This is a genomic window from Streptomyces sp. NPDC012637 (assembly GCF_042954805.1).
Classification (GTDB): Bacteria; Actinomycetota; Actinomycetes; order Streptomycetales; family Streptomycetaceae; genus Streptomyces.
Genome location: NZ_JBIBDS010000001.1, coordinates 790,735 through 815,258, shown reverse-complemented (window position 1 = coordinate 815,258; position 24,524 = coordinate 790,735). Strand labels below are relative to the sequence as shown.

The following is a 24,524-nucleotide window of genomic DNA, read 5'->3' as shown; positions in this document are numbered from 1 at the left end:
GTCCCGCCCGGAGCCGGCCGGTGTGTGCGCGCCGGGATCCGACGGGTGCCTGCTGTCCGGACCCTTCGGCCCGGGTCGGACCCGTCCGGAGCCGGCCGGTGTGTGCGCGCCGGGATCCGACGGGTGCCTGCTGTCCGGACCCTTCGGCCCGGGGCGGTCCCGCCCGGAGCCGGCCGGTGTGTGCGCGCCGGGATCCGACGGGTGCCTGCTGTCCGGACCCTTCGGCCCGGGTCGGACCCGTCCGGAGCCGGCCGTCGTGTGCGCGCCGGGATCCGACGGGCGCCTGCCCCGCCCGTACGGCAGGGTGGGGACATGCCCGAACTGCCCGAGGTCGAAGCACTCCGCGCGTTCCTGGACGAGCACCTCGTGGGCAAGGAGATCGCCCACGTGCTGCCCGTCGCGATCAGCGTGCTCAAGACGTACGACCCGCCTCCGGGCGCCCTCGACGGCGCCCGGGTGACCGGAGTCGCCCGCCACGGCAAGTTCCTCGACATCGCCACCGAGGGCACGGCCGGCGAACTGCACCTGGTCACCCACCTCGCCCGGGCCGGCTGGCTGCAGTGGAAGGACGTGCTGCCCTCCGGATTCCCGAAGCCCGGCAAGGGGCCGCTCGCGCTGCGGACCGCGCTCACCGGAGGCGACGGCTTCGACCTCACCGAGGCGGGCACCACCAAACGGCTCGCCGTGTACGTCGTCCGTGACCCCGGAGAGGTGGCGGGGGTGGCCCGCCTCGGGCCCGACCCGCTCGCCGAGGACTTCGACCTGGCCGCCTTCACCGCCCTGCTGTCCGGCGAACGGCGCCAGATCAAGGGCGCCCTGCGCGACCAGAGCCTGATCGCGGGCATCGGGAACGCGTACAGCGACGAGATCCTGCACGCCGCCCGGATGTCGCCCTTCAAGCCCACCCAGAACCTCACTCCCGAGGAGACCGCCGCCCTGTACGAGGCGATGCGCACCACTCTCGGCGAGGCCGTCGAGCGCTCCCACGGGCTCGCCGCGGGCAGGCTCAAGGCGGAGAAGAAGAGCGGGCTCCGCGTCCACGGCCGCACCGGCGAACCCTGCCCGGTCTGCGGTGACACCATCCGGGAGGTCTCCTTCGCCGACTCCTCCCTCCAGTACTGCCCCACGTGCCAGACCGGCGGCAAGCCGCTCGCCGACCGCCGCATGTCGAAACTCCTGAAATAGACTCCCGCGCATGCTGCGCGTACTGGCCGTCGACGACGAGGCGCCGGCCCTCGGTGAACTGCTCTACCTGCTGCGCGCCGACCCGCGCGTGCGCACCGCCGAGGGGGCGGGCGACGCCACCGAGGCGCTGCGCCGGATCGGGCGCGCCGTCGAGGCGGGACCGGACGGCGACGAGGGCGTCGACGTGGTCTTCCTCGACATCCAGATGCCCGGGCTCGGCGGGCTCGACCTGGCCCGGCTGCTGGCCGGCTTCGCCCGCCCGCCGCTGATCGTCTTCGTCACCGCGCACGAGGGCTTCGCGGTCCGGGCCTTCGACCTGGAGGCCGTCGACTACGTGCTCAAGCCCGTGCGCCGCGAACGCCTCGCCGAGGCCGTGCGCCGGGCCCACGACCTCGTGCACGCGCACGTGCCCGCGCAGCCGCTCCCCGAACAGATCCCGGTGGAACTCGGCGGCGTCACCCGCTTCGTGCCCGTCGACGGCATCGCCTACGTGGAGGCGCACGGCGACTACGCCCGCCTCCACACCGACCAGGGCAGCCATCTCGTCCGCATCCCGCTGTCCGTCCTCGAGGAGCGGTGGGCCGACCGCGGCTTCGTCCGCATACACCGCAGCCACCTGGTCGCCATCGGCCGCATCGACGAGCTCCGCCTCGACGGCGGCGCCACCTCCGTCAGGGTCGGCGACGCGGTCCTCGCCGTCTCACGGCGCCACGCCCGCCAGCTGCGGGACCTGTTGCTGCGCCGAGCCCGCGGCTGAGCCGCCGCGGCGGCGGTCAGCACAGGTGCAGCGCGAGATGGCTCAGGGCCGTGCCCAACCGCCAGGCGGGCAGCCACACCTGACGGTCCTCGTCGACGGTGCGGGCCCCGGCGATCCCGGCGAGGTCGGCGGCGCGCAGCTCGGTGGCCCGCAGCCGCCGCCAGGTGTCCCGGGCCAGCGCCAGGTCGGGCGCCGGGGTGTCATGGCCGGCCCCCGCCAGGCGGTCGGCGACCCAGGAGGACCAGGGGTGGTCGTGCGCGGTACGGCGCAGCCAGCCGTCCGGGCCACGGCCGTCGAGCAGCACCGTGAGGGCGAGGGTCCGCACCCCGGCCCGGAACTCCAGCGAACCGGGCGCGACGAGCCCGCCGGTGCGCATCACGTCGTCGGCGACGTACTCGGCGCACAGCCAGTCCATCGGGACGGCGAGACCGCCTCCACCGGCTCCGTTCGTGCTTTCGGGCAGCACCGATCCCACCTTCTCCCGGACGTCCTGGACGAGGCCCCGGAGACGAGCCTCCTCCGAGAAGGGCGCGCGCGGGGCCAGTTCGCTCAACTGGCCCGGCTGCTTTCGGATACGTTTCTTCGCCACATCGGTGCTGGTGGGAGCCCTGTGACGAGGGTGATGCCCGGGACGCGGGCGGCTCAGCCGAGGAGCGCGTAGACCGCCGTCGCGTGCGCGGCCGGCTCCTCCGTGCCCTCGGCCGTCATGGTGATGTCCGCGAAGGCCATGCGCTTGCCCGCCTTGGTCAGCCGCGCCCGCACCAGGACGTCCGCGCCGAGCACCGGCCGCTGGAAGCTGATCGACTGCTGGACGGTGGTCATCGGGACGAAGCCGCCGCGGGCGGCGGCCACCGCGATCACGGTGGCGGTGTCGGCGGCGGCCATCAGCGCCTGGCCGGAGAGACCGCCGCCCTCCCGGGCGAGCCGGTCGGACCAGGGGAGCCTGAGGACGGCCTCGTGGCCGTCGACGGAGGCCACGGAGAGGCCCAGGTCGAGCACCCAGGGGGCGAAGTTGTCGGAGAGGACCTTTTCGGCGGCGATGAGAGTCAGCGTCACGACGGTCATTGTGGGGCGGCGGCGGCCGGCCGGGCAACGGCCGTGCGGCGCTGGGGGCGGTAGCCCGGCAGCCGGTGGCCGAGCTGGCGCAGCGCGTAGTGCGAGCGGGACTTGACGGTGCCGGCCGGGATGCCGAGCTCGGCCGCGGCCTCGTTGACCGTCAGACCGTGGAAGTAGAGCCGCACGAGGACGGCCCGGTGCTCCGGGCGCAGCCCGCGCACCGCCGCCCGGACGTCGAGCGCGGCGACGGCCGTCTCGGTGGCGTCGGCCGGGTCCGCGGTCACGGCGAGCAGCTCGTCGCCGACCTCGGTGGGCCGGGAGAGCCGGGAGCGGCGCGCGTCGATGGCGAGCCGCCGGGCCACCGTGAACAGCCAGGGCCGCATCGACTCGTACGGGGAGTCGAAGGCCTCGGGATGGAGCCAGGCGCGGACCAGCGTCTCCTGCACCAGGTCCTCGGCGCGCTGCCGGTCGCCCTGGGTCAGGCCGAGCAGGAAGGAGAGCAGTGCGGGGCCGTGCTCGCGCTGGAGTTCCCTGAGGGCCCGCTCGTCGGTGGTCGCCGCTGCCGTCAGTGCCGTGGTCATGGTGCCGTATACGAACGCATCCGGGCGACGGCGGACAGGGAGCGGACCGATGTATGCGACGAACGGTCGCACCGAGCGGTGAACGGTTCGGCGAACGGTCAGCGCGGGTCCGGGCGGAAGCGGTGCGTCCGATTCAGCGGGGTTTCACACGACCTGCGGCATTGACCCTTGACTGGGGGCTTCGTCCGCTGTGAATTCGCATGAACAGATGTTCATCCTATGAATCAGCGGAGTGCGGCAGATGACCCCACGCACCAGAACCGGCGCGGCGGCCCTCGCCGCCGTCCTGCTCGCCGCGGCCACCGGCTGCGCGGAGGCGGACCGTTCGGCCCACGGCCCGGCGGCGCCGGGCAAGCCCTCGCAGCGGCCCGCGGCCCCCGGGGCGGCATCGGCCCGCCCGGCTCCCTTCACCCTCGTCGCCTCCGGTGACGTCCTCCCGCACGACTCGATCATCCGGCAGGCCGCCAAGGACGCGGGCGGCGCGGGCTACGACTTCCGGCCCATGCTCGCCGGCGTCCGCTCCGTCGTCTCCGGCGCCGATCTCGCCATCTGCCACATGGAGACCGTGTACGGCGCGGAGGGCGGCCCCTACACCGGCTACCCGGCCTTCAAGTCGCCGCCCGAGGTCGCCGCCGCGCTCAAGGAGACCGGCTACGACTCCTGCTCCACCGCCTCCAACCACACCCTCGACGACGGCGCCGCCGGTCTGCGCCGTACCCTCGACGCCCTCGACGCGGCGGGCGTACGGCACGCCGGCTCGGCCCGCAGCGCGGCGGAGGCCGATCGGCCCACCCTGCTGAAGGCGGGCGGCGCGACCGTGGCCCAGCTCGCCTACACCTACGACACCAACGGCTACCCGCTGCCCGAGGGCCAGCCCTGGGCCGTCAACCTCATCGACGAGCAGAAGATCGTCGCCGACGCCCGGGCCGCCCGCAAGGCCGGTGCCGACGTCGTCGTGGTGTCGGTCCACTGGGGCACCGAGTGGCAGACCGCGCCCGACGAGCGCCAGCTCTCCCTCGGCAAGGCCCTCACCTCGTCGAGCACCGGCGGCCGCCCCGACATCGACCTGATCATCGGCACCCACGCCCATGTGCCCCAGGCCTACGAGAAGGTCAACGGCACCTGGATCGTCTACGGCATGGGCGACCAGATCGCCGGAGACATGATCAACTACAACGGCTCCTACGACCGCCGCGGCAACGAGGGCACCCTGGCCCGCTTCACCTTCGTCCCGCCCGCCGTGCCCGGCGGCCGCTGGGAGGTGCGCAAGGCCGAGTTCGTCCCGCAGTTCTTCGACACCGCGCGCGGCCGGGTGGTCAACCTCAACGCGGCCATCAGGAAGGGCGAGGAGCAGTACACCGAGACCCGCGACGCCATCCGTGAGGTCGTCCTCGGCCGCGGCGCGGCCCGGGACGGACTGGTGGCGGGGGAGTAGCCCGCCGGGGCCCGGGTTCTACGGCACCACCGTGACCGGCCAGCGGCCCGCCTTCACCAGGCGGACCGCGACCGAGCCCACGAAGCGGTGACCGGCCGACTCCGAGGCCCCGACCACCACCGCGTCCGCCTTCAGCTCGTCGGCGGCCGAGACCAGACCCGCGTACGCGTCGCCGCGGAAGGTGTGGAACTCCCAGCGCACCCGGAAGACCTCCTCGACCCGCTCGGCGGACTCCCGGATCTCGGCCGCCAGGCCCTCGGCGATCTCCTCCGTGGCCCCGGCGACCGGGGCGCCCATGGCCGCGCCCGCCGCGAGCACGGGCTGGACGTAGACGAGGGCGAGAAGCGCGTTCTGGCGGCGGGCGAGTCCGGCGGCGTAGGCCGCGGCCCGCAGCGAGGACGCGGAGCCGTCGACCCCGGCGACGATCACCTTCGGGCCGTCCGTACCCCGTTCGAAACCACTCACCCTTCGAGGCTATCGGCTCAACAGGTGGATTCGGACGGGCATCCGGTGTCGCTGCGCGGCGAGCGCCGTCCTCCGTACGAACCATTGGTCATGAAAAAGGATGAGACGACCACAGGGCGCCGGTCGCTGCTGCGGCTCGCCGCCGCCCTCGGCGCCACCGCCGCCGTCGGAGTCTTCGCCACCGACCGCATGGGCGGAACGGACGGCGGGACCGGGCCCGCCGACGGCGCCGCACCCTCTGCCGGGCCGTCCGCGCGGCCCACGCCCGGCGCCGCCGGACCACAGGCCCGGGCCCAGGCCCAGGCCGCGCGGCTGCGGCCCGCCGCGTACCGGCTGCAGCCGATGACCGGCTACGCGCCACCCGCCTTCCGCCGCGCGGTCCCGCCGGTCAGAACCCGGCCCTTCCTCCATCTCACCGGCGTCGGACGCTCGATGGTGCTCACCTTCGACGACGGCCCCGACCCCCGCTACACCCCCGAGATCCTCGCCACCCTGCGCCGCTACGGCTGCCGGGCGATGTTCTTCGTCTGCGGCGAGATGGCGGTCGACAACCAGGACCTGCTCAAGCAGATGGCCGAGGACGGCCATGTGGTCGGCAACCACTCCTGGTCGCACCCGCTCGTCCCGAAGCTGCGGCCCTCCCTGATCCGCCAGGAGCTCGGGTCGACCAGTGACGTCATCGAACAGGCCCTGGGCGCCGCGCCGTTGTGGTACCGGGCGCCCTACGGGGCCTGGAACAAGCTGTCGTTCGAGATCGGCGCGGAGCTGGGCATGGAGCCGCTGGCGTGGACCGTCGACACTCTCGACTGGAAGGAGCCGCCCACCGACAGCATCGTCCGCCGGGTCCTCGACGGCGCGGGACCCGGCGTCGTCGTCCTCAACCACGATGCCGGCGGCAACCGTTCGCACAGTGTCGCCGCGCTCGAGCGCTACCTGCCCGAACTCCTCGACCTCGGCTACAGCATCACCGTCCCCCGCCGCTGAGCCGGCGCGGGTACGCGGCGGGCCCCGGCACCCGGAAGGTGCCGGGGCCCGCCGCCTGGCGGACCGCCTAGCGGAAGCCGACCATGCGGGCGAAGACCACCACGTTGCCGTCGTAGCCGTGGGCACGCGAGTAGCCGCCGCCGCACGTGATCACTCGCAGCTCCGGCTGGCCGGTGTCCCCGTACACCTGGACTCCGGGGAAGTCGTTCTTCGCGAAGACCTCGACCCCGTAGATCTCGAACACGGCCACCTGGCCGTCGTAACGGTCGACCTCGATGTGCTGGCCCTGCTGCAAGGAGCCGAGGCCGTAGAACACCGCGGGCCCCGCCAGGTTGTCGACGTGCCCCACGATGACGGAGGTGCCGCGCATGCCCGGCGCGATGCCGTTCTGGTACCAGCCGGCGAGGTTGGACTCCTGGGGCGGCGGGGCGGCGACCCAGCCGTTGTCGTCCAGGCCCACGTCCATGAGCGGGGCCGCCACCCGGATGGCCGGGATCCTGATGCGTGAGGCGGGGGCGAACGGCAGCTCCGGGACGGCGGCGGCCGTGGGGGCGGGGGCGACCGGTCGGGCCGCCGGCCGCGCGGCCGCGGTGGGCTGTGGCGGGCCGGACTCGAGGCCGACGCCGTTGCGCATTATCGCCAGGCCGGACAGCATGACGAGAGCCAGGGCGCCCCAGGGCTGGCGTCTCCTGGCGGCGTCGAACAGGCTGAAGTCCTTGGGGCTCATGGTTCTCCCTTGGTGGCGTCACGGGAACGGTAAGGGCGCCGGGGCGATCCGGCGCGCCGGGCGGGGCGAACGGGTGGTGGCCGGAGGGGGATCCGCGGTCGCGGCCCCGGGCGCGGGCTCCTCGCGCGGCTTCCGCACGGGCGCCCGGGGGCGACGGCCCGGGCGGAACGGGTGATCTGCCATCCGAGTAATCGTCAGATCATCGTTCTGACGTTGTGTGACCTGCGAATCCGTCAGATTCCCCACCCGTTCGGCCGGTGCCGTCCCTCACCGGACCGGCCCAAAGCCGACATGCGAAGGTCTTCCTGGTTTGTGATGGTTCGTCACGGAAGGCGTACTCGTCGAATCGCCCGGAGCACCGCTTTGGGGCGCCTTCCACTGGAGGTTCAACCATGCGTGCTGCACGCACTCTGGCGGTGACGGCGACCGCGTTCGCGGCGCTCGGGCTCGCTGCCCCCCTCGCCACCGCCACCAACGGGCCCAGCAGCGTGACCGTCGGCTCCTTCCAGGCCCCCAAGGGTGGCGACAACTCCAACGTCACCGTCTCCCCCTTCGCGGTCCACCAGGGTGCGCTTCTCCTGGTCACCACCCGGGACTGCGCCGCGGGCACGGTCTCGTCCGCGGCCTTCCCGTCCGGCACCCTCTCGGGCTCCAACCAAGGGTTCTCCACTGTCAGCGTCCGCATCTACAACAACGCCACGCCCGGTCTGCACACCCTGACCGCCACGTGCGTCAACGGCCGCAAGCTCACGACGCAGTTCCGCGTGCTGGCCGGCCAGGGTGCGGAGGGCGGCCTCGGCGGCTCGCTCGCCCCGACCTCCACGGAGATGGCGGTGGGCGGCAGCCTCGTGGCCGCCGCCGCGCTGGGCGGGGGCCTGTTCATCGCCCGCCGGCGCCGCGTGTCCGGCGCGGGGGCCTGACCGGCCGAACCTCCCGGTCGGCCCGCAACGCCCGTCGCCCCCGAGTCCTTTCCGGGACTCGGGGGCGACGGGCGTTCCGTGGGTCTTCCTGGGCTGCTCCGGCGGGCGGGCACGCCGCCGCGCCGTCAGTGGCGCCGGCCGTCGGACGACGACCGGCGGCGGATCACGAGGACGAGGCCGACGGCCGAGGCGAGCACCATGCCGCCGCCGGCCGCGAGGGTCCAGGCGTCGGTGGAGTCGAACGAGCCGCCCAGACCGCCCTGCACCCCGCGCGGGGTGGTGAGCACGGTCGAGCGGCTCGTGGGCGTCGCCGTGGAGCCGCCGGTGATGGTCAGGTCGACGGTGCCCTGCACGCCTCCGGTGCAGTTGAACGACACCGTGTACACGGCGCCGGTCTTGGCGTCGCTGTCCACGGTGGCGGTGGCCGTGGAGCCGGGGGCGATGGTGACGGTGTCGAAGATGCCGGCCGAGGCCGTCGCCGTGCTCGCGCAGCCGGGCGCGCTGAGCGTGACCCGGCCGCCGGGGGCGACGACCGCGGGGGAGACGACGAAATCGCCCACTTGCTTCGCTCGGGGCGCCCGGGGGTTCGGCGCCGGGGCGCCGTCGACGGCGACGGCGAGGGGGGCGGCCAGGGCGAGGGCGGCCGCCCCCAGCAGAGCGGTGGACGCGGCACGTATCGCGCGCATGGTGGATCCTCCGGGTCCCCGAGGCGTAGCCGCGGAAGGCTATCCGCGAAAAGGCAGGACATACGCCTCGATGCCCGAAACGCTAGGAGCCCTCTATCACAGCCGCGATCCGAGACGCGCGAATGGGGCACCAAGGTCACCCGATCGGACCGCACACGGACCCCTGCTCAGTCCGTGAGCTGCGGGAACAGGTCGACGAACGGCGCGGAGGTGGCCGCGATGCCCCGGCTGAACGGCGCGTCGAAGTCCCAGATCAGGAAGAGCAGGAAGGCGATCAGGGCGCTGAAGAGGCCGGCCAGCAGCACCTCCCGCCCGGTGCGCCTGATCTGCAGCGTGAAGATCAGGCCCACCGTCACGAGCGCGCCGATGATGAGCCCGAACCACACCACGCCCGGCATCGTCGGCCCGGCGTTCTGCCCGCGGGACCCGCGGGCGTCGTCGGCGACCGCGACCTGGTCGACCAGCGGCTGGTAGGCCTGCCCCTCGAAGTCGTTGGCGGGCTCGTAGTCGGTCACGCTGCGGCGCACCTTCTCCAGGAGCTCCGTGCCCCGCTCGCTGAGCGCGTCGTGCTCCGCCATGTACGGGAACTCGTCCTCGACCACGTACCGGACGTACGCGTCGACGTCGGCCCGGATCCGCTCCCGGGTGGCGAGCGGGTACACCTCGACCCGCTCCGAGATCTCGTGCATGGCCTGCGCCTCCTGGCGGACGGTCTCCTGGGCGGCGCTGCGCGCCTCCCAGACACCGGCGATGGCGAGGCCGAGGACGATCGCGTACACCACGCCGATCATCATCGTCATGTACTCGATGACGTCCGGGGTCTCGTTGGGGTCGTCGTCCTCGGGGATCCTCCGGTGGTTGATGACGACGATGGTCAGCACGACGGCGCACGCGGCGGCCATCGCGATGGTGAGAACTACCCATTCGGACAAGGGTTTTCCTCCGGTGACACGGTCTCAGCGGGAACGGGGGCGCAGGATCGCGGTCGCGAGCACTGCGGGGGCGGTGACCAGCAGGGTCGTGGTGAGCACGTTCGGGGAGCTCTTCGGCTTGTCCCGGGACGTGCGCCGGTAGTGCGGCAGGGCGACCGGGGCGGTGGGCCGGGCGCGCGGGGCGGGCGCCGGGGACGGCCTGCGCGGCTCCGGTGCCGGCTCGGGCGGAGGCGGCGCGGGGTTCGGCCGCGCGGGCTCCGGTGCCGGGGCGGGCCGGGGCGGGGGAGCGGTCCGCACGGGCGGCGGGGGCTCCGGGGGCTTCGGCTTCGGCGGGGGCTTCGGGGTCGGCTTCGGCTGCGGCTTGGGCGGTTTCGACGGGTGGGGCGGATGCGGCGGGTGCGTGGGATGCGGTGGATGGGTGGGGTGCGGTGGGTGGGTCGGGAAGCAGGGACCCGAGCCCGCGACCGCCACGCCGCTCGACCCGCCGGGACCGGTCGACGCCCAGGCGCAGGCGTCGGCGGCCACGGGTGCCGCCGGGGCGGCGAGCAGCCACACCAGCGCCCCGGCCGCCAGCGGGCGCGCCAGCCGCTTCCGATAGCGGGAGAACCCGTGCTGAGGCAAGAGAGACACGCCGAGCAGCATGGTCACGCGGGTGGCCCGGACGGACCGGAACGGCCTCCGATTCCCCGGATGGAGCGGATCTGGGCGTGCGGTGGTTTGACGTTTCCGCCGACTCTGTCGTCTCACGCGTGCCCAACGCGCCAAGGCCCCTGCCGTTGCGGGGGATTCACGACGAATGGCCGGAATCAAGCATTCCGTCGAGGCTCCGTCCAGGGCGGAATCGGCGAACTGGCCAGTAGTCGCCGCTCGTTCGGTAGGGTTCGCCGGACGTTCCGGCCTCCGGACTGGGCCGGAAGCCCCGTCCGGGCGGCGCACGGCCATATGCACGTGAATTTGCACGACCTGAAGGCGTGAAGTCTTCCTTACCCGGAGCACGTGCCAATGGCGTGTGACCAAGAACGGATCGCGAATTTCCGTTTCTACTCGCTCTCTCGGCGGGCGATCAGTAGCCTCAGCTCGAACGTAGGCCGCGAACACATGGCCGCATCCCCGTGGCGACTTGTTGGAGACTTTGATGGAGCGTCCCGCCTGGGCCCCGCCGGGTATCGATATTTCGGTGCCGAGCGTGTCCCGTATGTACGACTTCTATCTGGGCGGCTCGCACAATTTCGAAGTGGACCGGGAAGCGGCCCGCAAGGCCATGGAGTTCCTGCCGGGGCTCCCGAAGATCATGCAGGCGAACCGTGCCTTCATGCGCCGCGCCGTCCGGTACGCCGTGGACCACGGCATCACCCAGTTCCTCGACATCGGCTCCGGCATACCCACGTTCGGCAACGTGCACGAGGTCGCCCAGGCGGCCAGCCCCGACGCCCGCGTCGTCTACGTCGACCACGACCCGGTCGCCGTCGCCCACAGCCGCGCCGTGCTCGAGGGCGACGACCGCTCGGCCGTGGTCGCCGCCGACCTGCGCAAGCCCCGCGAGATCCTGCACAGCCGGGAGGTCGGCGAACTGCTCGACCCGGCCCGCCCCGTGGCCCTGCTGCTCGTCGCCGTGCTCCACTTCCTGGAGGACGCGGACGAGCCGCACGCCGCCGTCGCCGAGCTCCTGGACGGGCTGGCACCCGGCAGCCTCGTCGTCCTCACCCACGCCTCCTACGAGGGCATCCCGGTGACCGAGGAGCGGGCGGGCGGCGCCGTCGGCGTCTACCGCGACATCCGCAACCCGCTGGTGATGCGCTCCCGCGAGGAGATCACGCGCTTCCTCGACGGGACCGAGATCGTCGAACCGGGCGTCGTGCCGATGCCGCTGTGGCGGCCCGACAGCCCGGACGAGGAGGAGGATCCCTACTCCTTCTCCGGGTTCGCAGGGGTGGGGCGCAAGGCGTGAAGCTGCCGTCCCAGCCTGCCGGTTCCGTCGCCGACGCCGACGGACCGGAGGACAGACTCAGGCGGTTCGTGACCATCTGGAGCCGTGCCGTGTTCCCGGTCACCGCCACCTCGATGACCCGTCAGGAGTTCGAGCGGCACCTCCTGCCGCCGGCCCGGGAGCTGTGCGACGCGCTGCACGCCCGGCCCTTCGACACGACTCCCGCGCACCGCGTGGGCCAGGCCCTGGTGGCCGCCCACTGCACCGATCCGGACGCGCTCTCCCGCAGCCTCGGCGTCGTCGACGCGTACCTCGTGCTGTACTGCGGCGACGAGCAGGACACCGACGCCGAGGAGCTGCGGGCCCGCTGCTCCCGGCTCCAGCACGCCATGGCCGCCGGCTTCGCCCAGGCCCTGCGCGAACGCACCCTCGCGGAGCAGGAGTCCATCGCGCACTCCGCGCTGTCCGCCCGCAGCGCCGCCGAACTCGCCCTGCACGCCACCGAGAGCCGCTTCCGCGCGGTCTTCGACGGCGCCGCGATCGGCATCGGCATCGCCGACCTCGACGGCAACGTCCTGGAGGTGAACGAGACCCTCACCCGGATGTTCGGCGGCCTGGAGCAGACCGTCACCAGCAAGAACATCCTCGACTGGGCCCACCCCGAGGACGGCCCCCACGTCTGGCGGCTGTACGACGAGCTGGTGCGCGGCGAGCGCGAGTCGTACCGCGTCGAGAAGCCGTACTACCGCGGCGACGGCACCGTCCTGTGGACCAACCTCACCGTCTCGCTGCTGCGCGACGCCGCCGGCGCCCCGCAGTACCAGCTGGCGCTGATGGAGGACACCACCGAACGGCGGCTGCTCAACCTGCGGCTGCGGTACGAGGCGACCCACGACGCCCTCACCGGGCTGCCCAACCGGACGCTGTTCTTCGAACGCCTGGAGAAGACCCTGCTGCCCGGCGGCGAGAGCCGCTTCGGCCTCGCCTACCTCGACCTCGACGGCTTCAAGGTGATCAACGACAGCCTCGGTCACTCCACCGGCGACCGGCTGCTCGTCGAGGTCGCGGACCGGCTGCAGAGCTGTGTCACCGCGCCCGCCGAGATGGTCGCCCGGCTCGGCGGCGACGAGTTCGTCGCCCTCACCACCGGTCCCGGCAGCGAGCGGCAGGTCGCCGAGCTCGCCGACCGGATGCTCGCCGCCCTCGCCACCCCGATCAGCATCGACGGCCGCGAACTGACGGTACGCGGCAGCGTCGGCGTCGTGGAGGGACCGGCCGGCGAGCGGACCGCCGCCGAGGTGCTGCGCAGTGCCGACATCACCATGTACCGGGCCAAGTCGGCCGGCGGCAACCGCTTCGAGTACGCGGACGAGGAGGCCGACGCGCGGGCCATCACGCGGCACGGGCTGACCACCGCGCTGCCCGCCGCCCTGGAGCGCGGCGAGTTCTTCATCGAGTACCAGCCGCTGGTGCACCTCGGGGACGGCAGCGTGCACGGCGCCGAGGCGCTCGTCCGGTGGTGCCACCCGCAGCACGGCGTGCTCGGCCCCGACCGGTTCATCCCGCTCGCCGAGAACACCGGTCTGATCGTGCCGCTGGGCCGCTGGGTGCTCCAGGAGGCCGTGCGCCAGGCCCGCTTCTGGCAGGACGAGGCGCCCGGCGGCCACCCCGCGACGGGGCCGCTGCGGATCAACGTCAACCTCTCGCCGACCCAGCTGCACCACCCCGGTCTGGTCGCCGAGACGGTCGACGTCCTGGAGCGCTCCGGCCTCGAACCCGGCGCGCTGTGCCTCGAGGTGACGGAGTCGGCGCTGATCGGCGCGGACGACGACCTGCTCAAGCCGCTGCGGCAGCTCGCCGAGATGGGCGTCGACATCGCGCTCGACGACTTCGGCACGGGCTACTCCAACCTGGCCAACCTGCGCCGGCTCCCGGTGAGCGTCCTCAAGCTGGACCGTTCCTTCACCCAGGGCATGCAGCAGCACCCGGTGGACCCGGTCGACATCAAGATCGTCGAAGGGATCGTGCAGCTCGCCCACAGCCTGGAGCTGGCCGTCACCGTCGAGGGCGTGGAGACCGGCGCCCAGGCCCAGCAGCTGCGCGAACTCGGCTGCGACACCGCCCAGGGCTGGTACTACGCCCGCCCCGGGGCCCCGGACCGGATCCGCTCGCTGGTCCTGGCGGACGCGGTGTAGGCAGTACTCAGGCCGTGGCGGAGCCCGGCCGGGGCGTCGCCTTCCCGGCGGCGCCCCTCCGTGAGGCCATGAGGAGCTTCTGGAGCTCGCGGGCCGCCCGCGGCGGCGCCACGTCGCTGCGGTGGGCCAGCGCGATCGTGCGGCGCAGGCCGGGCCGCGCCAGGGCCGTGACCCGCAGGTCGCGGCCCGCCCGGGCGGCCACCATCGCCGGGACCACGGCGAGGCCGAGCCCGGCCCGTACGAAACCGAGGACGGCGTCCAGCTCGCCGCCCTCGACCGTGAACGAGGGCTCGAAGCCCTCGGCCCGGCAGGCCGCCACGGTCAGCTCCCGCAGGTCGTAGCCGTGCCGGAACATCACGAGCGGCTGGTCGCGCAGATCCGCGATGCGCACCGGCCGGCGCGGCGCGGGCGCCGAGGCCGAGGACACCACCACCAGGTCCTCGGCCAGCAGCTCCACCGTCGTCAGGGCCGGCGAGGGCGTCGGCAGCGGCAGCACCACCAGGGCCAGGTCCAGCGCGCCGCGCGCCAGCTCCCGCACCAGGTCGTGCGAGCCGCCCTCCTCGATGAGGAGGCTGATCCCCGGGTGCAGGTCGTGGAAGGCGCGCAGCACGTCCGGGAGCAGGCCGGTGCACAGGCTGGGCGTCGCCCCGAGCCGCACCCGGCCCCGCCGGAGCTGCACCAGTTCCTGCACCTCGTGCCGGGCGGTGTCGGTGTCGGCGAGGATCCGGCGGGCCAGCGGCAGCAGGGCCTCGCCCGCGTCGGTGAGGGCGATGTTGCCCCGGGCCCGGCTGAACAGCTCCGCGCCCAGCTCCTGCTCCAGGGCCTTGATCTGCTGGGAGAGCGAGGGCTGCGAGACGTGGACGCGCTCGGCGGCCCGGGTGAAGTGGCGGGTCTCGGCGACGGCGACGAAGTAGAGGAGCTGCTGGAACTGCATGCACCCAGCCTACCCGGCTCCATAGGGCCCGCCTATGGAGATCAGCCGAACCATGTCTTGGACCACTCGGGTCCTTCGCCCCTACCGTCGCTCACATGGCTCTGGCAACCAAGTCCGGACGGAACACCGCCCGGCCCCCCGCCGCCGCGCCGACCCGCGGCTTCTGGGCGTCGACCATCGGCAAGAAGACCGTGATGGCCGCGAGCGGCCTGATCATGCTCGCCTACCTCGTCGCCCACGTCACGGGCAACCTGAAGGTCTTCTTCGGCCCCGAGGAGTTCAACGGCTACGGCCACTGGCTGCGCGTCATGGGCGCCCCGGTCCTGCACCACCAGTGGGGACTGTGGATCGCCCGCATCGTGCTGCTCACCGCCGTCGTCGCGCACGCCGTCTCCGCGTACCAGCTCAGCAGGCGCGACATCAAGGCCCGCCCCACCGCGTACGTCCACCGGCGCAAGGGCTCCTCCTACGCCACCCGCACCATGCGCTGGGGCGGGATCATCCTCGGCCTGTTCATCGTCTGGCACGTCCTCGACCTGACCACCGGCACCGTCCACCCCGGCGGCTTCGAGGAGGGCAGGCCCTACCAGAACGTCATCGACACCTTCTCCACCTGGTACGGCAACGTCGTCTACATCGTCGCCATGCTCGCCGTGGGCCTCCACGTCCGGCACGGGTTCTGGAGCGCCGCCCAGACCCTCGGCATCGGCAACGCCCGGCGCGAACGCGCCCTCAAGTTCCTGGCCAACGCCCTCGCGCTCGTCCTGACCGCGGGCTTCATCGCCGTACCCGTCGGCGTCATGACCGGAGTGGTGAGCTGACATGACCTCCAACGACTACCGCCTGGGCGAGCCGATCGCCGACACCAAGGCCCCCGAAGGGCCGATCGCCGAACGCTGGGACACCCGCCGCTTCCAGGCGAAGCTCGTCAACCCCGCGAACCGCCGCGGCCACCGGATCATCGTCGTCGGCACCGGCCTCGCCGGCGGCTCCGCCGGCGCCACCCTCGCCGAACAGGGCTACCAGGTCGTCCAGTTCTGCTACCAGGACTCGCCGCGCCGCGCCCACTCGATCGCCGCCCAGGGCGGCATCAACGCCGCGAAGAACTACCGCAACGACGGCGACTCCGTCCACCGGCTGTTCTACGACACCGTCAAGGGCGGCGACTTCCGCGCCCGCGAGTCCAACGTCCACCGGCTCGCCCAGATCTCCGTCGAGATCATCGACCAGTGCGTCGCCCAGGGCGTGCCCTTCGCCCGCGAGTACGGCGGCCTCCTCGACACCCGCTCCTTCGGCGGCGTCCAGGTCTCCCGCACCTTCTACGCCCGCGGCCAGACGGGCCAGCAGCTCCTCCTCGGCGCCTACCAGGCGCTGTCCCGGCAGATCGCCGCCGGGAACGTCGAGATGCACCCGCGCACCGAGATGCTCGACCTCATCGTGGTCGACGGCCGGGCCCGCGGCATCGTCGCCCGCGACCTCGTCACCGGACGGATCTCCACCCACTACGCCGACGCGGTCGTCCTCGCCACCGGCGGCTACGGCAACGTCTTCTACCTGTCCACCAACGCCATGAACTCCAACGCCACCGCAGTGTGGCGGGCCCACCGGCGCGGCGCGTACTTCGCCAACCCCTGCTTCACCCAGATCCACCCCACCTGCATCCCGCGCACCGGCGACCACCAGTCCAAGCTCACCCTGATGAGCGAGTCGCTGCGCAACGACGGCCGCATCTGGGTCCCCAGGGCCCAGGGCGACGACCGCCCCGCCAACGAGATCCCCGAGGACGAGCGCGACTACTACCTGGAGCGCATCTACCCCTCCTTCGGCAACCTCGTCCCCCGCGACATCGCCTCCCGCGCCGCGAAGAACGTCTGCGACGAGGGCAGGGGAGTGGGCCCCGGCGGCCAGGGCGTCTACCTCGACTTCGCCGACGCCATCCGGCGCATGGGCCGGGCCCGCGTCGAGGAGAAGTACGGCAACCTCTTCGACATGTACGAGCGGATCACCGCCGAGAACCCGTACGAGGTCCCGATGCGGATCTACCCCGCCGTGCACTACACGATGGGCGGACTCTGGGTCGACTACGACCTCCAGACCACCGTCCCCGGGCTCTTCGCCATCGGCGAGGCCAACTTCTCGGACCACGGCGCCAACCGTCTCGGCGCCTCGGCCCTCATGCAGGGCCTCGCCGACGGCTACTTCGTGCTCCCGGCCACCATCAACGACTACCTGGCCCGCCACCCGCACCGCGAACCCGTCACCGACGAGCACCCCGCCGTACGGGAGGTCCTCGCCGAGACCGAGGACCGGCTCCACCTCCTCCTCGCGGTCGACGGCGACCGCACGCCCGACTCCTTCCACCGCGAACTCGGCGAGGTCATGTGGGAGTTCTGCGGCATGGCCCGCACCGAGGCCGGGCTGCGCAAGGCGCTGCGCCGCATCCCCGAGATCCGCGAGGAGTTCTGGCGCCGCATCAAGGTCCCCGGCACCGGCGAGGAGTTCAACCAGTCCCTGGAGAAGGCCAACCGGATCGTCGACTACCTCGAGCTCGCCGAGCTCATGTGCCTCGACGCCCTCCACCGCGAAGAGTCCTGCGGCGGCCACTTCCGCGAGGAGTCCCAGACGCCGGACGGCGAAGCCGCGCGCCGCGACGAGGAGTTCGCGTACGCGGCGGCCTGGGAGTTCGGCGGGACGGACACACCCGTCCTGCACAAGGAAGCCCTGACCTTCGAGTACGTCCACCCCACCCAGCGGAGCTACGCATGAGGCTCAACCTGCGCGTCTGGCGCCAGAAGAACGAGGACGCCGAGGGCGCCATGGCCACCTACGAGGTCGACGGCATCTCGCCCGACATGTCCTTCCTGGAGATGCTGGACACCCTCAACGAAGAACTCATCCTGCGCGGCGAGGACCCCGTCGCCTTCGACCACGACTGCCGCGAGGGCATCTGCGGCGCGTGCAGCCTGGTCATCAACGGCGACGCCCACGGCCCCGAGCGCACCACCACCTGCCAGCTGCACATGCGGTCCTTCCGCGACGGCGACACCATCGACGTCGAACCCTGGCGGGCCGCCGCCTTCCCCGTCGTCAAAGACCTGGTCGTCGACCGCTCGGCCTTCGACCGGATCATCCAGGCCGGCGGCTACGTGAGCGTCCCCACCGGCTCCGCGCCCGAGGCACACGCCACCCCGGTCCCCAAAGCCGACGCCGACCACGCCTTCGAGCACGCCGAGTGCATCGGCTGCGGCGCCTGCGTCGCCGCCTGCCCCAACGGCTCCGCGATGCTCTTCACCTCCGCCAAGGTCAACCACCTCGGCGTGCTGCCCCAGGGCGCGCCCGAGCGTGAGACCCGCGTCCTCGACATGGTGGCCCGGATGGACGCCGAGGGCTTCGGCGGCTGCACCCTCACCGGGGAGTGCGCCACGGCCTGCCCCAAGGGCATCCCGCTGCCGTCGATCGCGGCCATGAACAAGGAGTGGCTGCGGGCCAGGAGGAAGGCAGGCCGCTCGTAGCCGGCAGGGGCCGCGTGGCGCTCGGCGGCGAGCGGGCCGAGAATGAAAGGACCGGACGGGAGCAGGTGATCACGGATGTGCCGATGGCTCGCGTACTGGGGGACGCCCGTGCTCCTCGACACCATCCTCTACAAACCCGAACACTCCCTGATCGACCAGAGCCTGCACTCCAAGCTGGGGGTGGAGACCACCAACGGTGACGGCTTCGGCGTCGGCTGGTACTCGCCCGAGAACGACACCCCCGCACTCCTGCGGGACGTCGGCCCCGCCTGGAACAACCGCAACCTGCGGGAGCTGGCGGACCACGTCCGGTCGGCGCTCTTCTTCGCCCACATCCGGGCGTCGACCGGGACGGCGGTGCAGCAGTCGAACTGCCACCCGTTCCGGCACGGGCGGTGGATGTTCATGCACAACGGCGCCATCTCCGGGTTCCCCCTTCTGCGCCGGGACCTCACCCTGCTCGTCGAGCCCCGGCTGTTCCCCGACATCGAGGGCACGACGGACTCCGAGGTGATGTTCCACCTGGCCCTCACGTACGGCCTCGACCGGGACCCGCCCGCCGCCGTCGCCCGGATGGCGGGGGCCGTGGAACGGGTCGGCCGTGAACACGGCGTGGAGTTCCCGCTCCAGATGACCCTCGCCGTGACCGACGGCGAGCGGGTCTGGGCCTTCCGCTACTCCAGCGCACGCGCCTCCCGCTCGCTCTTCTACAGCAGCCGGGTGGAGGCGCTGCGCAGACTCCATCCCGATGTCGCCTTCCTGAAGCACCTGTCCGAGGAGAGCCGCCTCATCGTCTCCGAGCCCCTCGGCGATCTGCCCGGCGCCTGGAACGAGGTGCCGGAGAACAGCTACGGCGTCGTCCAGCCCGGCACCGACGAGCTGCACCGCTTCGCCCCGGCGGCGGCCTGACAGGGGCCGCGCGCGGCGCCCCGCTGCCGGGCGGGGACTCCGGCCGGGCCGGGCGGGCACGTCGGCCGCGTCCCCAGCCTCACAGGGCAATACAGCTAGCCAGCGGCTCCGGCAGCGCGCCGGATCGCGTCGAGCGTGCGCCGCACGTCGTCGTCGGTGGTCGACCAGTTGCTCACCGAGATGCGCATGATGCGCCGCCCGTGCCAGGTGGAGCCGCTGATCCAGGCGGTGCCGTCGTCGAGCAGCCGCGCGAGGACCCGGTCCGTGCGCTCGTCGCCGCCGAACTCGGCGCACACCTGGGTGAACACGACGTCGTTCAACACGGTCGCGCCGTCGATACCGGCGATGCCGGTCGCGAACGTGCCGGCATGACGGCACAGCCGCTCGACGAGGTCGGCCACCCCCGACCGGCCGAGGGACCTGAGCGCGGCCCACACGGTGAAGGCACGGCCGCGCCGGGAGAGCTCGGGAACCTTGTCGATGGGGTCACCGTGTTCATGGTGGATCAGGTAGTCGCCGCGTTCGCCCATCGCCGCCCTGACCGCGGACGGGTCGCGCACGATCGCGAGCCCGCAGTCGTAGGGGACGTTCAGCGTCTTGTGGGCGTCCGTCGCCCAGGAGTCGGCGTCCGCGCAGCCCGCCGTCAGGTGGGCGTACCGCGGTGAGGCGGCCGCCCACAGCCCGAAGGCTCCGTCGGCGTGCACCCACGCGCCCGCCTCGCGCGCCGCCCGGACGCACTCGGTGAAGGGGTCGAAGGCGCCGGAATGGACGTCGCCGGCCTGGAGGACCACGATGACGGGCCCGCGCCCGCCGTCCGCCAGCGCGTGCCGCAGCGCCTCGGCCACGATGCGCCCCTGATCGTCCGCCGTCACCAGCTCGGGCCTCCCGAGCCCGAGGTAGCGCAGCGCCAGGTCGACGGCCATGTGCCGCGACTCGCCGGCGAGGACGCGTACGGCAGGGCCGCCGTTGAGGCCGTCGCGGGCCGCGTTCCAGCCGGCGCGTCGCAGCACCTCGTCGCGGCCGGCCGCGAGGCACGTGAAGTTCGCCATCGTCGCGCCCGTGGTGAAGCCGACGGAGCTGTCGGCCGGCAGGCCGAGCAGATCGAGCAGCCACGTGCCGGCGAGGTCCTCCGCCGCCGTGTACGCGGGGGAGACCGTGCGCATCACGCAGTTCTGGTCCCAGGCGCTGACCAGCCAGTCGGCGGCCAGCGCGGCCGGTTCGGTGCCGCCGACCACGAAGCCGTAGAAGCGTCCGCTGGGGAAGGCCGTGAGCCCCGGTTCGCAGGCCGTGGCCAGGAGGTCGACGACGTCGGCGGGTCTGCCGGGACCGTCGGGCAGGTCCGCACCGAGGGCGCGCACGATCTCGTCGACGTCGGCGCGGGCCGGAACCCGGCGGTCGGGCAGGCTCGCCAGCCACCGGACGGCATGGCCGTACGCCTGTCGGAGCGCCGCCTCACGCGGGTCCATACCTCCGACCATGGGCCCGCGGATGCCACCGCGCAAGCCATGGCCGGGCACCCTCCCCGACGTGTGAGCGAATCCCCGCAGCCGGTCACCGACGAAGGTGGGCCAGCACGGCGAGCACCCGGCGGTTGTGGTCCGGGGACGCCTCGATCCGCAGCTTCGCGAAGATGCTCGCCGTGTGTTTCGCCACGGCGCTCTCGCTCACGTGAAGCGTGGCGGCGACGGCCGCGTTCGACCGGCCCTCGGCCATCAGCTTCAGCACCTCGTGCTCGCGCGGGGTGAGCGCCGACGTGCCGCCCCGGGCGTCGCTGCGGGCCAGCAGCCGGGCCACGACCTGCGGGTCGAGCACGGTGCCGCCCGCGGCGACCGTCCGTACCGCGTCGACGAACTGCGCCGTGTGCGTCACCCGGTCCTTCAGGAGGTAGCCGACGGCACCTTCCCCGCCCGCCAGCAGCTCCTGGGCGTACAACTGCTCCACGTACTGCGACAGGATCAGAACCGGGAGGCCCGGCCGCTCCCGGCGGGCCTCCAGGGCCGCCCGCAGGCCCTCGTCGGTGAAGTCCGGCGGCAGCCGGATGTCGATCACCGCGACGTCCGGGCGCTCCTCGCGCAGCGCGCGCACCAGCGCGGGCCCGTTGTCGACCGCGGCGACCACCTCGCAGCCGTGCTCCTGGAGGGTGCGAGTCAGCCCGTCCCGGAGGAGGAAGAGGTCTTCGGCGAGGACGACGCGCACGGAATCTCCAGGATCGCGAGGGTGGGGCCGCCCGGCGGGCTGTCCAGGGCGAGGCTTCCGTCGAAGGTACGCAGCCGGCGCCGCACCCCGTGCAGCCCGCCGCCGTCCGCGGCCGGCGCCGCACCGCCACGGCCGTCGTCCTCGACGGTCACCCGGAGCACGCCGTCCGCGTGGCCGAGTCCGATGCGGACCTCGGCGGCGCCGGAGTGCTTGGTCGCGTTGGCCAGCAGCTCGGCGACCGCGAAGTACGCGGCGGACTCGACGGCCGCCGGCAGCCGGCCGGGCGGCAGTCCGACGTCCACCCGGACGTCGAGGAAGCTGTCGAGTGCCAGGGAGCGCACCGCGTCGCCGAGCCCGCGGTCGGCGAGCACCGGCGGCAGGATCCCGTGCACCAGCTCCCGCAGGTCCTGCAGGGCGCGCTCCGACGCCGCCCGCGCCTCGCCGAGCAGCACACGGGCCGCGTCCGGGTCGACGTCGAGCCGCCGGTCCGCCGCTTCCAGGCTCATGCCGAGCGCCACGAGCCGTGCCTGCGCCCCGTCGTGCAGGTCCCGTTCGATGCGCCGCAGCTCGGCGGCCTGGAAGTCGTGCGCGTCGGCCCGGGTGCCGGTCAACCGGTCGATCCGGCGGACCAGCGCGGTCGTGTACGGCAACGAGAGCGCCGACCGGCTCCAGCGGGCGTGCCGGGCCAGCGCCCACGGAGCCGTGAACGGTGCCGCGGCGACGAGACCGAGGCCGAGGAACAGCGCGCCCAGCACGGTGCCGGGGGAGCCGACCGGTACGAAGGCGTACCAGTTGCCGTCCCCCAAGTCCCGCCACACGAAAGGCTGGACGAGGGCGCCGAAGACGCCGTACCAGAACAGCGCCAGGGGCACCGCCACGACCAGCCCGCCCGTCACCGGCTCCAGCCACGCCCACCGCAGATCCCGCCAGAAGCCCGCGTCGCCGAGGACGGCGCGCGCCGTACGGGGGAGCGGCTCGGGCGGAGCGAGCTCCCGGCACGACCAGGAGGCGGTACGGGACCGCACGCGGTCGGCGCGTCGGCGCAGCGCGGCCGCGGCGGACGGCAGGAGCGGGAAACCGAGACCCACGGGCAGCAGGAGCAGCGCGGCCACGACGAGTCCGCCGTAGCAGGGGAGCACCAGGGCGCTCAGGGAGAGGAGCTGGCACCGACCGAAGGCGCGCCACGCCTCCCGCATTCCGCTCACCGACCGTTCCCCCATGTCAGGGCGCGCCCCTTCGCGCCGCCGTGATCGTATCCGCCGGTGTCCGCAGCAGCCACGGCACCGCCGCGGCCAGACACGCCGCCCCGAACAGGACCATCGGGAGCACGGCACCCGACTCCTCGTCCATGAAGAGCAGCATCCCCAGGTTCACCAAGGTGTGGAAGCCGCCCGCGAGCAACAGCCGGCCGGCCCGCACGCGCTCCAGGGCGAGCCCCAGCACCAGGGACATCGCGACCGTCGCCACCAGGAATCCGGCCGCGTACGCCGGATCCTGCGCGAACACCCCGACGTGCCAGGCGCCCCACACGAGACCCACGAGCAGTGACGCCGCCACCGGTCCGAATCGTGCGCTCAGCAGCGGCTGGAGGAAGCACCGCCAGCCGATCTCCTCCCCGCAGGCGCCGACCAGTTGGGCCGCCACGACCAGCGTGAACGGATGGCCGAGCGCACGCGGATCCGTGACGACCGCGTCACCGTGCGCCCAGGCGTACGCGCCGGCGGCGAAGACGACGACCATCGGCGCCGTCAGCAGCAGCCACAGCTTCCGTTCGCCTTGCGCCGGCCCCGGCTCACGAGCGGGCAGCGCCCCCGCGAGCCTCGTCCGGATCCGCCCGGGCCACAGGAGCGCGACCGCGAGCACGCCCGCCGCCGGCCCGAACTGGGTCAGCTGCACCACTTCCGGCGGTATCCCCGTCGCCGGCTGCGCCGACCCCAGAACCCCCGCCGCCACGAAGGCGACGCCGAGGAACACCCCGGCCTCCGCCTTCCCTCCCCACACCCGCATGCCGTCGGCCTCCCCGTCGCCCGGTCGCCCGGTCCGATTCCGTCGCATGCGACTCTTCCGTCCGGCGCGGGCGCGGTCACTGCGTCCAGCTGCCCGGCAGGGGTGTACCTGGGTACACCCCTGCCGGGAGTCACGGGGGCCAGGGGGCGACGGGGCGGAGGGGTGGAGAGGGACGGACGGGGGAGAGGCGGCGGACGGGGGAGGGGCGGAGCGGGTCGGAGGGGCCGAGAGGCGGAGAGGGCGGGTCAGGAACCGACCGCGCGCAGGGTGCCCGGGCGGCGGCCGACCAGGCGGTCCAGGGCCGCTGAACTCGCCTCGTCGGCGGGCAGGTGCACCAGAACGTGCTGGGCGTCGGTCTCCGCCAGTTCGAGCACCTCGTACGAGAGCCGCAGCTCGCCCGCCTCCGGGTGCACCACGCGCTCCGTCCCCGAACGGCTGCGCAGCAGTCCGCCCGCGGTCAGCCGGTCCGAGAACGGAGCCCCCGCCGTGACGGTCAGCTCCCGGGCCAGGTCCGCCGTGTGCGGATCGCCCAGGGACACGCCGTACGCCATCGCGGCCACCAGCTGGTCGGCGACCACGTCCCAGTCCGGGTACGCCTCCCGGGCCCGCGGATCCGTGAAGACGAAGCGCAGCAGGCTCGGCGGGTCCCCGTCCAGGATTCCCAGCGGGCCCGCGAGCCGCTCGTAGCCCTCGGTGTACGCGACGATCTCGCCCAGCATGTTCACGACCGCCGCCGGGGTCGAGCCGAGCCGGTCCAGCAGGGCCCGCACCGCGGGCCGCACCTGGCGGGACGGAGGCGGCGCCGCCTGGCACATGTGACCGTGCCCCTGGAGCTTCGACAGCCGCCGCAGGTGCACCCGGGCGTCGACCGGCAGCCGCAGCGCGTCGCTCAGCGCCCCGAGCACCTGCGCCGACGGGTTGCGGTCGCGGCCCTGCTCCAGGCGGGCCAGGTACTCGACGCTGATGCCGGCGAGCATCGCCAGCTCCGCCCTGCGGAGCCCCGGAGTGCGCCGTCGCGGCCCCGCGGGGAGCCCGACCTCGGCGGGCGAGAGTGCCTCGCGGCGCGCGCGCAGGAAGGCCCCGATCTCGTTGTCGCTCATCCACCGATCGTACGAG

25 protein-coding genes are annotated in these 24,524 nt (G+C 73.3%); 11 read left to right on the top strand and 14 right to left on the bottom strand.

The genetic code is table 11. The annotated features are described in order from the left end of the window. Positions 1-312 precede the first annotated feature (312 nt). The gene (locus tag ACFY8W_RS03700) at positions 313-1,185 is read left to right on the top strand and encodes a DNA-formamidopyrimidine glycosylase family protein (RefSeq protein WP_391099737.1); all 873 of its coding nucleotides are present in this window, start codon (positions 313-315) and stop codon (positions 1,183-1,185) included. A 10-nt stretch (positions 1,186-1,195) separates the two neighbouring features. After that, the gene (locus tag ACFY8W_RS03695; protein ID WP_391099735.1) at positions 1,196-1,942 is read left to right on the top strand and encodes a LytTR family transcriptional regulator DNA-binding domain-containing protein; all 747 of its coding nucleotides are present in this window, start codon (positions 1,196-1,198) and stop codon (positions 1,940-1,942) included. Between the two features lie 16 nt (positions 1,943-1,958). Here ACFY8W_RS03695 and ACFY8W_RS03690 read toward each other — a convergent pair whose 3' ends face one another. From ACFY8W_RS03690 to ACFY8W_RS03680, 3 genes are all read right to left on the bottom strand, one after another. Continuing rightward, on the bottom strand, positions 1,959-2,357 hold the full coding sequence (locus ACFY8W_RS03690) for a hypothetical protein (protein ID WP_391101693.1): 399 nt from the start codon (positions 2,355-2,357) through the stop codon (positions 1,959-1,961). Between the two features lie 227 nt (positions 2,358-2,584). Then, entirely contained in the window at positions 2,585-2,998 is a 414-nt protein-coding gene (locus ACFY8W_RS03685) for a hotdog domain-containing protein (protein ID WP_391099733.1), read from the bottom strand. 5 nt (positions 2,999-3,003) lie between these two features. Beyond that, complete coding sequence (locus ACFY8W_RS03680) at positions 3,004-3,579, bottom strand: sigma-70 family RNA polymerase sigma factor (RefSeq protein ID WP_391099731.1); 576 nt, start codon at positions 3,577-3,579, stop codon at positions 3,004-3,006. A 241-nt stretch (positions 3,580-3,820) separates the two neighbouring features. Here ACFY8W_RS03680 and ACFY8W_RS03675 point away from each other — a divergent pair, with 241 nt between their 5' ends. Next, positions 3,821-5,014, top strand: coding sequence for a CapA family protein (locus tag ACFY8W_RS03675; protein WP_391099729.1), 1,194 nt, complete (start codon positions 3,821-3,823; stop codon positions 5,012-5,014). 18 nt (positions 5,015-5,032) lie between these two features. Here ACFY8W_RS03675 and ACFY8W_RS03670 read toward each other — a convergent pair whose 3' ends face one another. Next, the gene (locus tag ACFY8W_RS03670; RefSeq protein ID WP_391099727.1) at positions 5,033-5,479 is read right to left on the bottom strand and encodes a universal stress protein; all 447 of its coding nucleotides are present in this window, start codon (positions 5,477-5,479) and stop codon (positions 5,033-5,035) included. Positions 5,480-5,569: 90 nt separating this feature from the next. Between ACFY8W_RS03670 and ACFY8W_RS03665 the strand changes: the two genes are divergently transcribed. After that, positions 5,570-6,463 carry a polysaccharide deacetylase family protein gene (locus ACFY8W_RS03665; RefSeq protein ID WP_391099725.1) on the top strand — a complete coding sequence of 298 codons (894 nt, stop codon included), beginning with the start codon at positions 5,570-5,572 and terminating at the stop codon, positions 6,461-6,463. A 67-nt stretch (positions 6,464-6,530) separates the two neighbouring features. On the opposite strand, the gene ACFY8W_RS03660 is transcribed toward ACFY8W_RS03665, so the two are convergent. Continuing rightward, positions 6,531-7,190: a class F sortase gene (locus tag ACFY8W_RS03660; RefSeq protein WP_391099722.1), complete on the bottom strand. Its 660-nt coding sequence runs from the start codon at positions 7,188-7,190 to the stop codon at positions 6,531-6,533. Between the two features lie 392 nt (positions 7,191-7,582). Here ACFY8W_RS03660 and ACFY8W_RS03655 point away from each other — a divergent pair, with 392 nt between their 5' ends. Then, positions 7,583-8,110 carry a hypothetical protein gene (locus tag ACFY8W_RS03655; RefSeq protein ID WP_391099719.1) on the top strand — a complete coding sequence of 176 codons (528 nt, stop codon included), beginning with the start codon at positions 7,583-7,585 and terminating at the stop codon, positions 8,108-8,110. 125 nt (positions 8,111-8,235) lie between these two features. On the opposite strand, the gene ACFY8W_RS03650 is transcribed toward ACFY8W_RS03655, so the two are convergent. From ACFY8W_RS03650 to ACFY8W_RS03640, 3 genes are all read right to left on the bottom strand, one after another. Further along, on the bottom strand, positions 8,236-8,796 hold the full coding sequence (locus ACFY8W_RS03650) for a hypothetical protein (RefSeq protein ID WP_391099717.1): 561 nt from the start codon (positions 8,794-8,796) through the stop codon (positions 8,236-8,238). 167 nt (positions 8,797-8,963) lie between these two features. Beyond that, positions 8,964-9,728 carry a hypothetical protein gene (locus ACFY8W_RS03645; RefSeq protein ID WP_391099715.1) on the bottom strand — a complete coding sequence of 255 codons (765 nt, stop codon included), beginning with the start codon at positions 9,726-9,728 and terminating at the stop codon, positions 8,964-8,966. A gap of 24 nt (positions 9,729-9,752) precedes the next feature. After that, positions 9,753-10,358: a hypothetical protein gene (locus tag ACFY8W_RS03640; RefSeq protein WP_391099713.1), complete on the bottom strand. Its 606-nt coding sequence runs from the start codon at positions 10,356-10,358 to the stop codon at positions 9,753-9,755. 505 nt (positions 10,359-10,863) lie between these two features. Here ACFY8W_RS03640 and ACFY8W_RS03635 point away from each other — a divergent pair. Then, positions 10,864-11,676 (top strand): SAM-dependent methyltransferase, encoded by an 813-nt coding sequence (locus ACFY8W_RS03635; protein WP_391099710.1) that lies wholly within the window; start codon positions 10,864-10,866, stop codon positions 11,674-11,676. Continuing rightward, entirely contained in the window at positions 11,673-13,850 is a 2,178-nt protein-coding gene (locus tag ACFY8W_RS03630; RefSeq protein ID WP_391099707.1) for an EAL domain-containing protein, read from the top strand. Before ACFY8W_RS03635 ends, ACFY8W_RS03630 begins: the two co-directional genes overlap by 4 nt. A 7-nt stretch (positions 13,851-13,857) precedes the next feature. On the opposite strand, the gene ACFY8W_RS03625 is transcribed toward ACFY8W_RS03630, so the two are convergent. Beyond that, positions 13,858-14,784, bottom strand: coding sequence for a LysR substrate-binding domain-containing protein (locus ACFY8W_RS03625; RefSeq protein ID WP_391099705.1), 927 nt, complete (start codon positions 14,782-14,784; stop codon positions 13,858-13,860). Between the two features lie 95 nt (positions 14,785-14,879). On the opposite strand from ACFY8W_RS03625, the gene ACFY8W_RS03620 reads away from it, so the two are divergent. The 4 genes from ACFY8W_RS03620 (at position 14,880) to ACFY8W_RS03605 (ending at position 19,205) form a co-directional block, all read left to right on the top strand. After that, positions 14,880-15,605, top strand: coding sequence for a succinate dehydrogenase (locus tag ACFY8W_RS03620; protein ID WP_391099702.1), 726 nt, complete (start codon positions 14,880-14,882; stop codon positions 15,603-15,605). Position 15,606: 1 nt separating this feature from the next. Beyond that, positions 15,607-17,550, top strand: coding sequence for a fumarate reductase/succinate dehydrogenase flavoprotein subunit (locus ACFY8W_RS03615; RefSeq protein ID WP_391099700.1), 1,944 nt, complete (start codon positions 15,607-15,609; stop codon positions 17,548-17,550). Further along, the gene (locus tag ACFY8W_RS03610) at positions 17,547-18,296 is read left to right on the top strand and encodes a succinate dehydrogenase/fumarate reductase iron-sulfur subunit (protein WP_391099699.1); all 750 of its coding nucleotides are present in this window, start codon (positions 17,547-17,549) and stop codon (positions 18,294-18,296) included. The genes ACFY8W_RS03615 and ACFY8W_RS03610 overlap by 4 nt, the downstream gene beginning before the upstream one ends. Positions 18,297-18,371: 75 nt before the next feature. Further along, a complete protein-coding gene (locus tag ACFY8W_RS03605; protein ID WP_391099697.1) occupies positions 18,372-19,205 on the top strand; it encodes a class II glutamine amidotransferase in 834 nt (277 codons plus the stop codon). 95 nt (positions 19,206-19,300) lie between these two features. Here the strand turns inward: ACFY8W_RS03605 and ACFY8W_RS03600 are convergent, their stop codons facing one another. The 5 genes from ACFY8W_RS03600 to ACFY8W_RS03580 all read right to left on the bottom strand — a co-directional run bounded on the left by ACFY8W_RS03600 (position 19,301) and on the right by ACFY8W_RS03580 (position 24,508). Further along, complete coding sequence (locus ACFY8W_RS03600; RefSeq protein ID WP_391099694.1) at positions 19,301-20,671, bottom strand: pyridoxal-dependent decarboxylase; 1,371 nt, start codon at positions 20,669-20,671, stop codon at positions 19,301-19,303. An 85-nt stretch (positions 20,672-20,756) separates the two neighbouring features. Continuing rightward, positions 20,757-21,401, bottom strand: a complete 645-nt coding sequence (locus tag ACFY8W_RS03595; protein ID WP_391099692.1) for a response regulator — start codon at positions 21,399-21,401, stop codon at positions 20,757-20,759. After that, a complete protein-coding gene (locus ACFY8W_RS03590; RefSeq protein ID WP_391101691.1) occupies positions 21,353-22,597 on the bottom strand; it encodes a histidine kinase in 1,245 nt (414 codons plus the stop codon). Before ACFY8W_RS03590 ends, ACFY8W_RS03595 begins: the two co-directional genes overlap by 49 nt. A gap of 25 nt (positions 22,598-22,622) precedes the next feature. Beyond that, on the bottom strand, positions 22,623-23,456 hold the full coding sequence (locus ACFY8W_RS03585; protein ID WP_391099689.1) for a type II CAAX prenyl endopeptidase Rce1 family protein: 834 nt from the start codon (positions 23,454-23,456) through the stop codon (positions 22,623-22,625). A 197-nt stretch (positions 23,457-23,653) separates the two neighbouring features. Continuing rightward, positions 23,654-24,508, bottom strand: coding sequence for a helix-turn-helix domain-containing protein (locus ACFY8W_RS03580; protein ID WP_391099687.1), 855 nt, complete (start codon positions 24,506-24,508; stop codon positions 23,654-23,656). Positions 24,509-24,524: the final 16 nt, after the last annotated feature.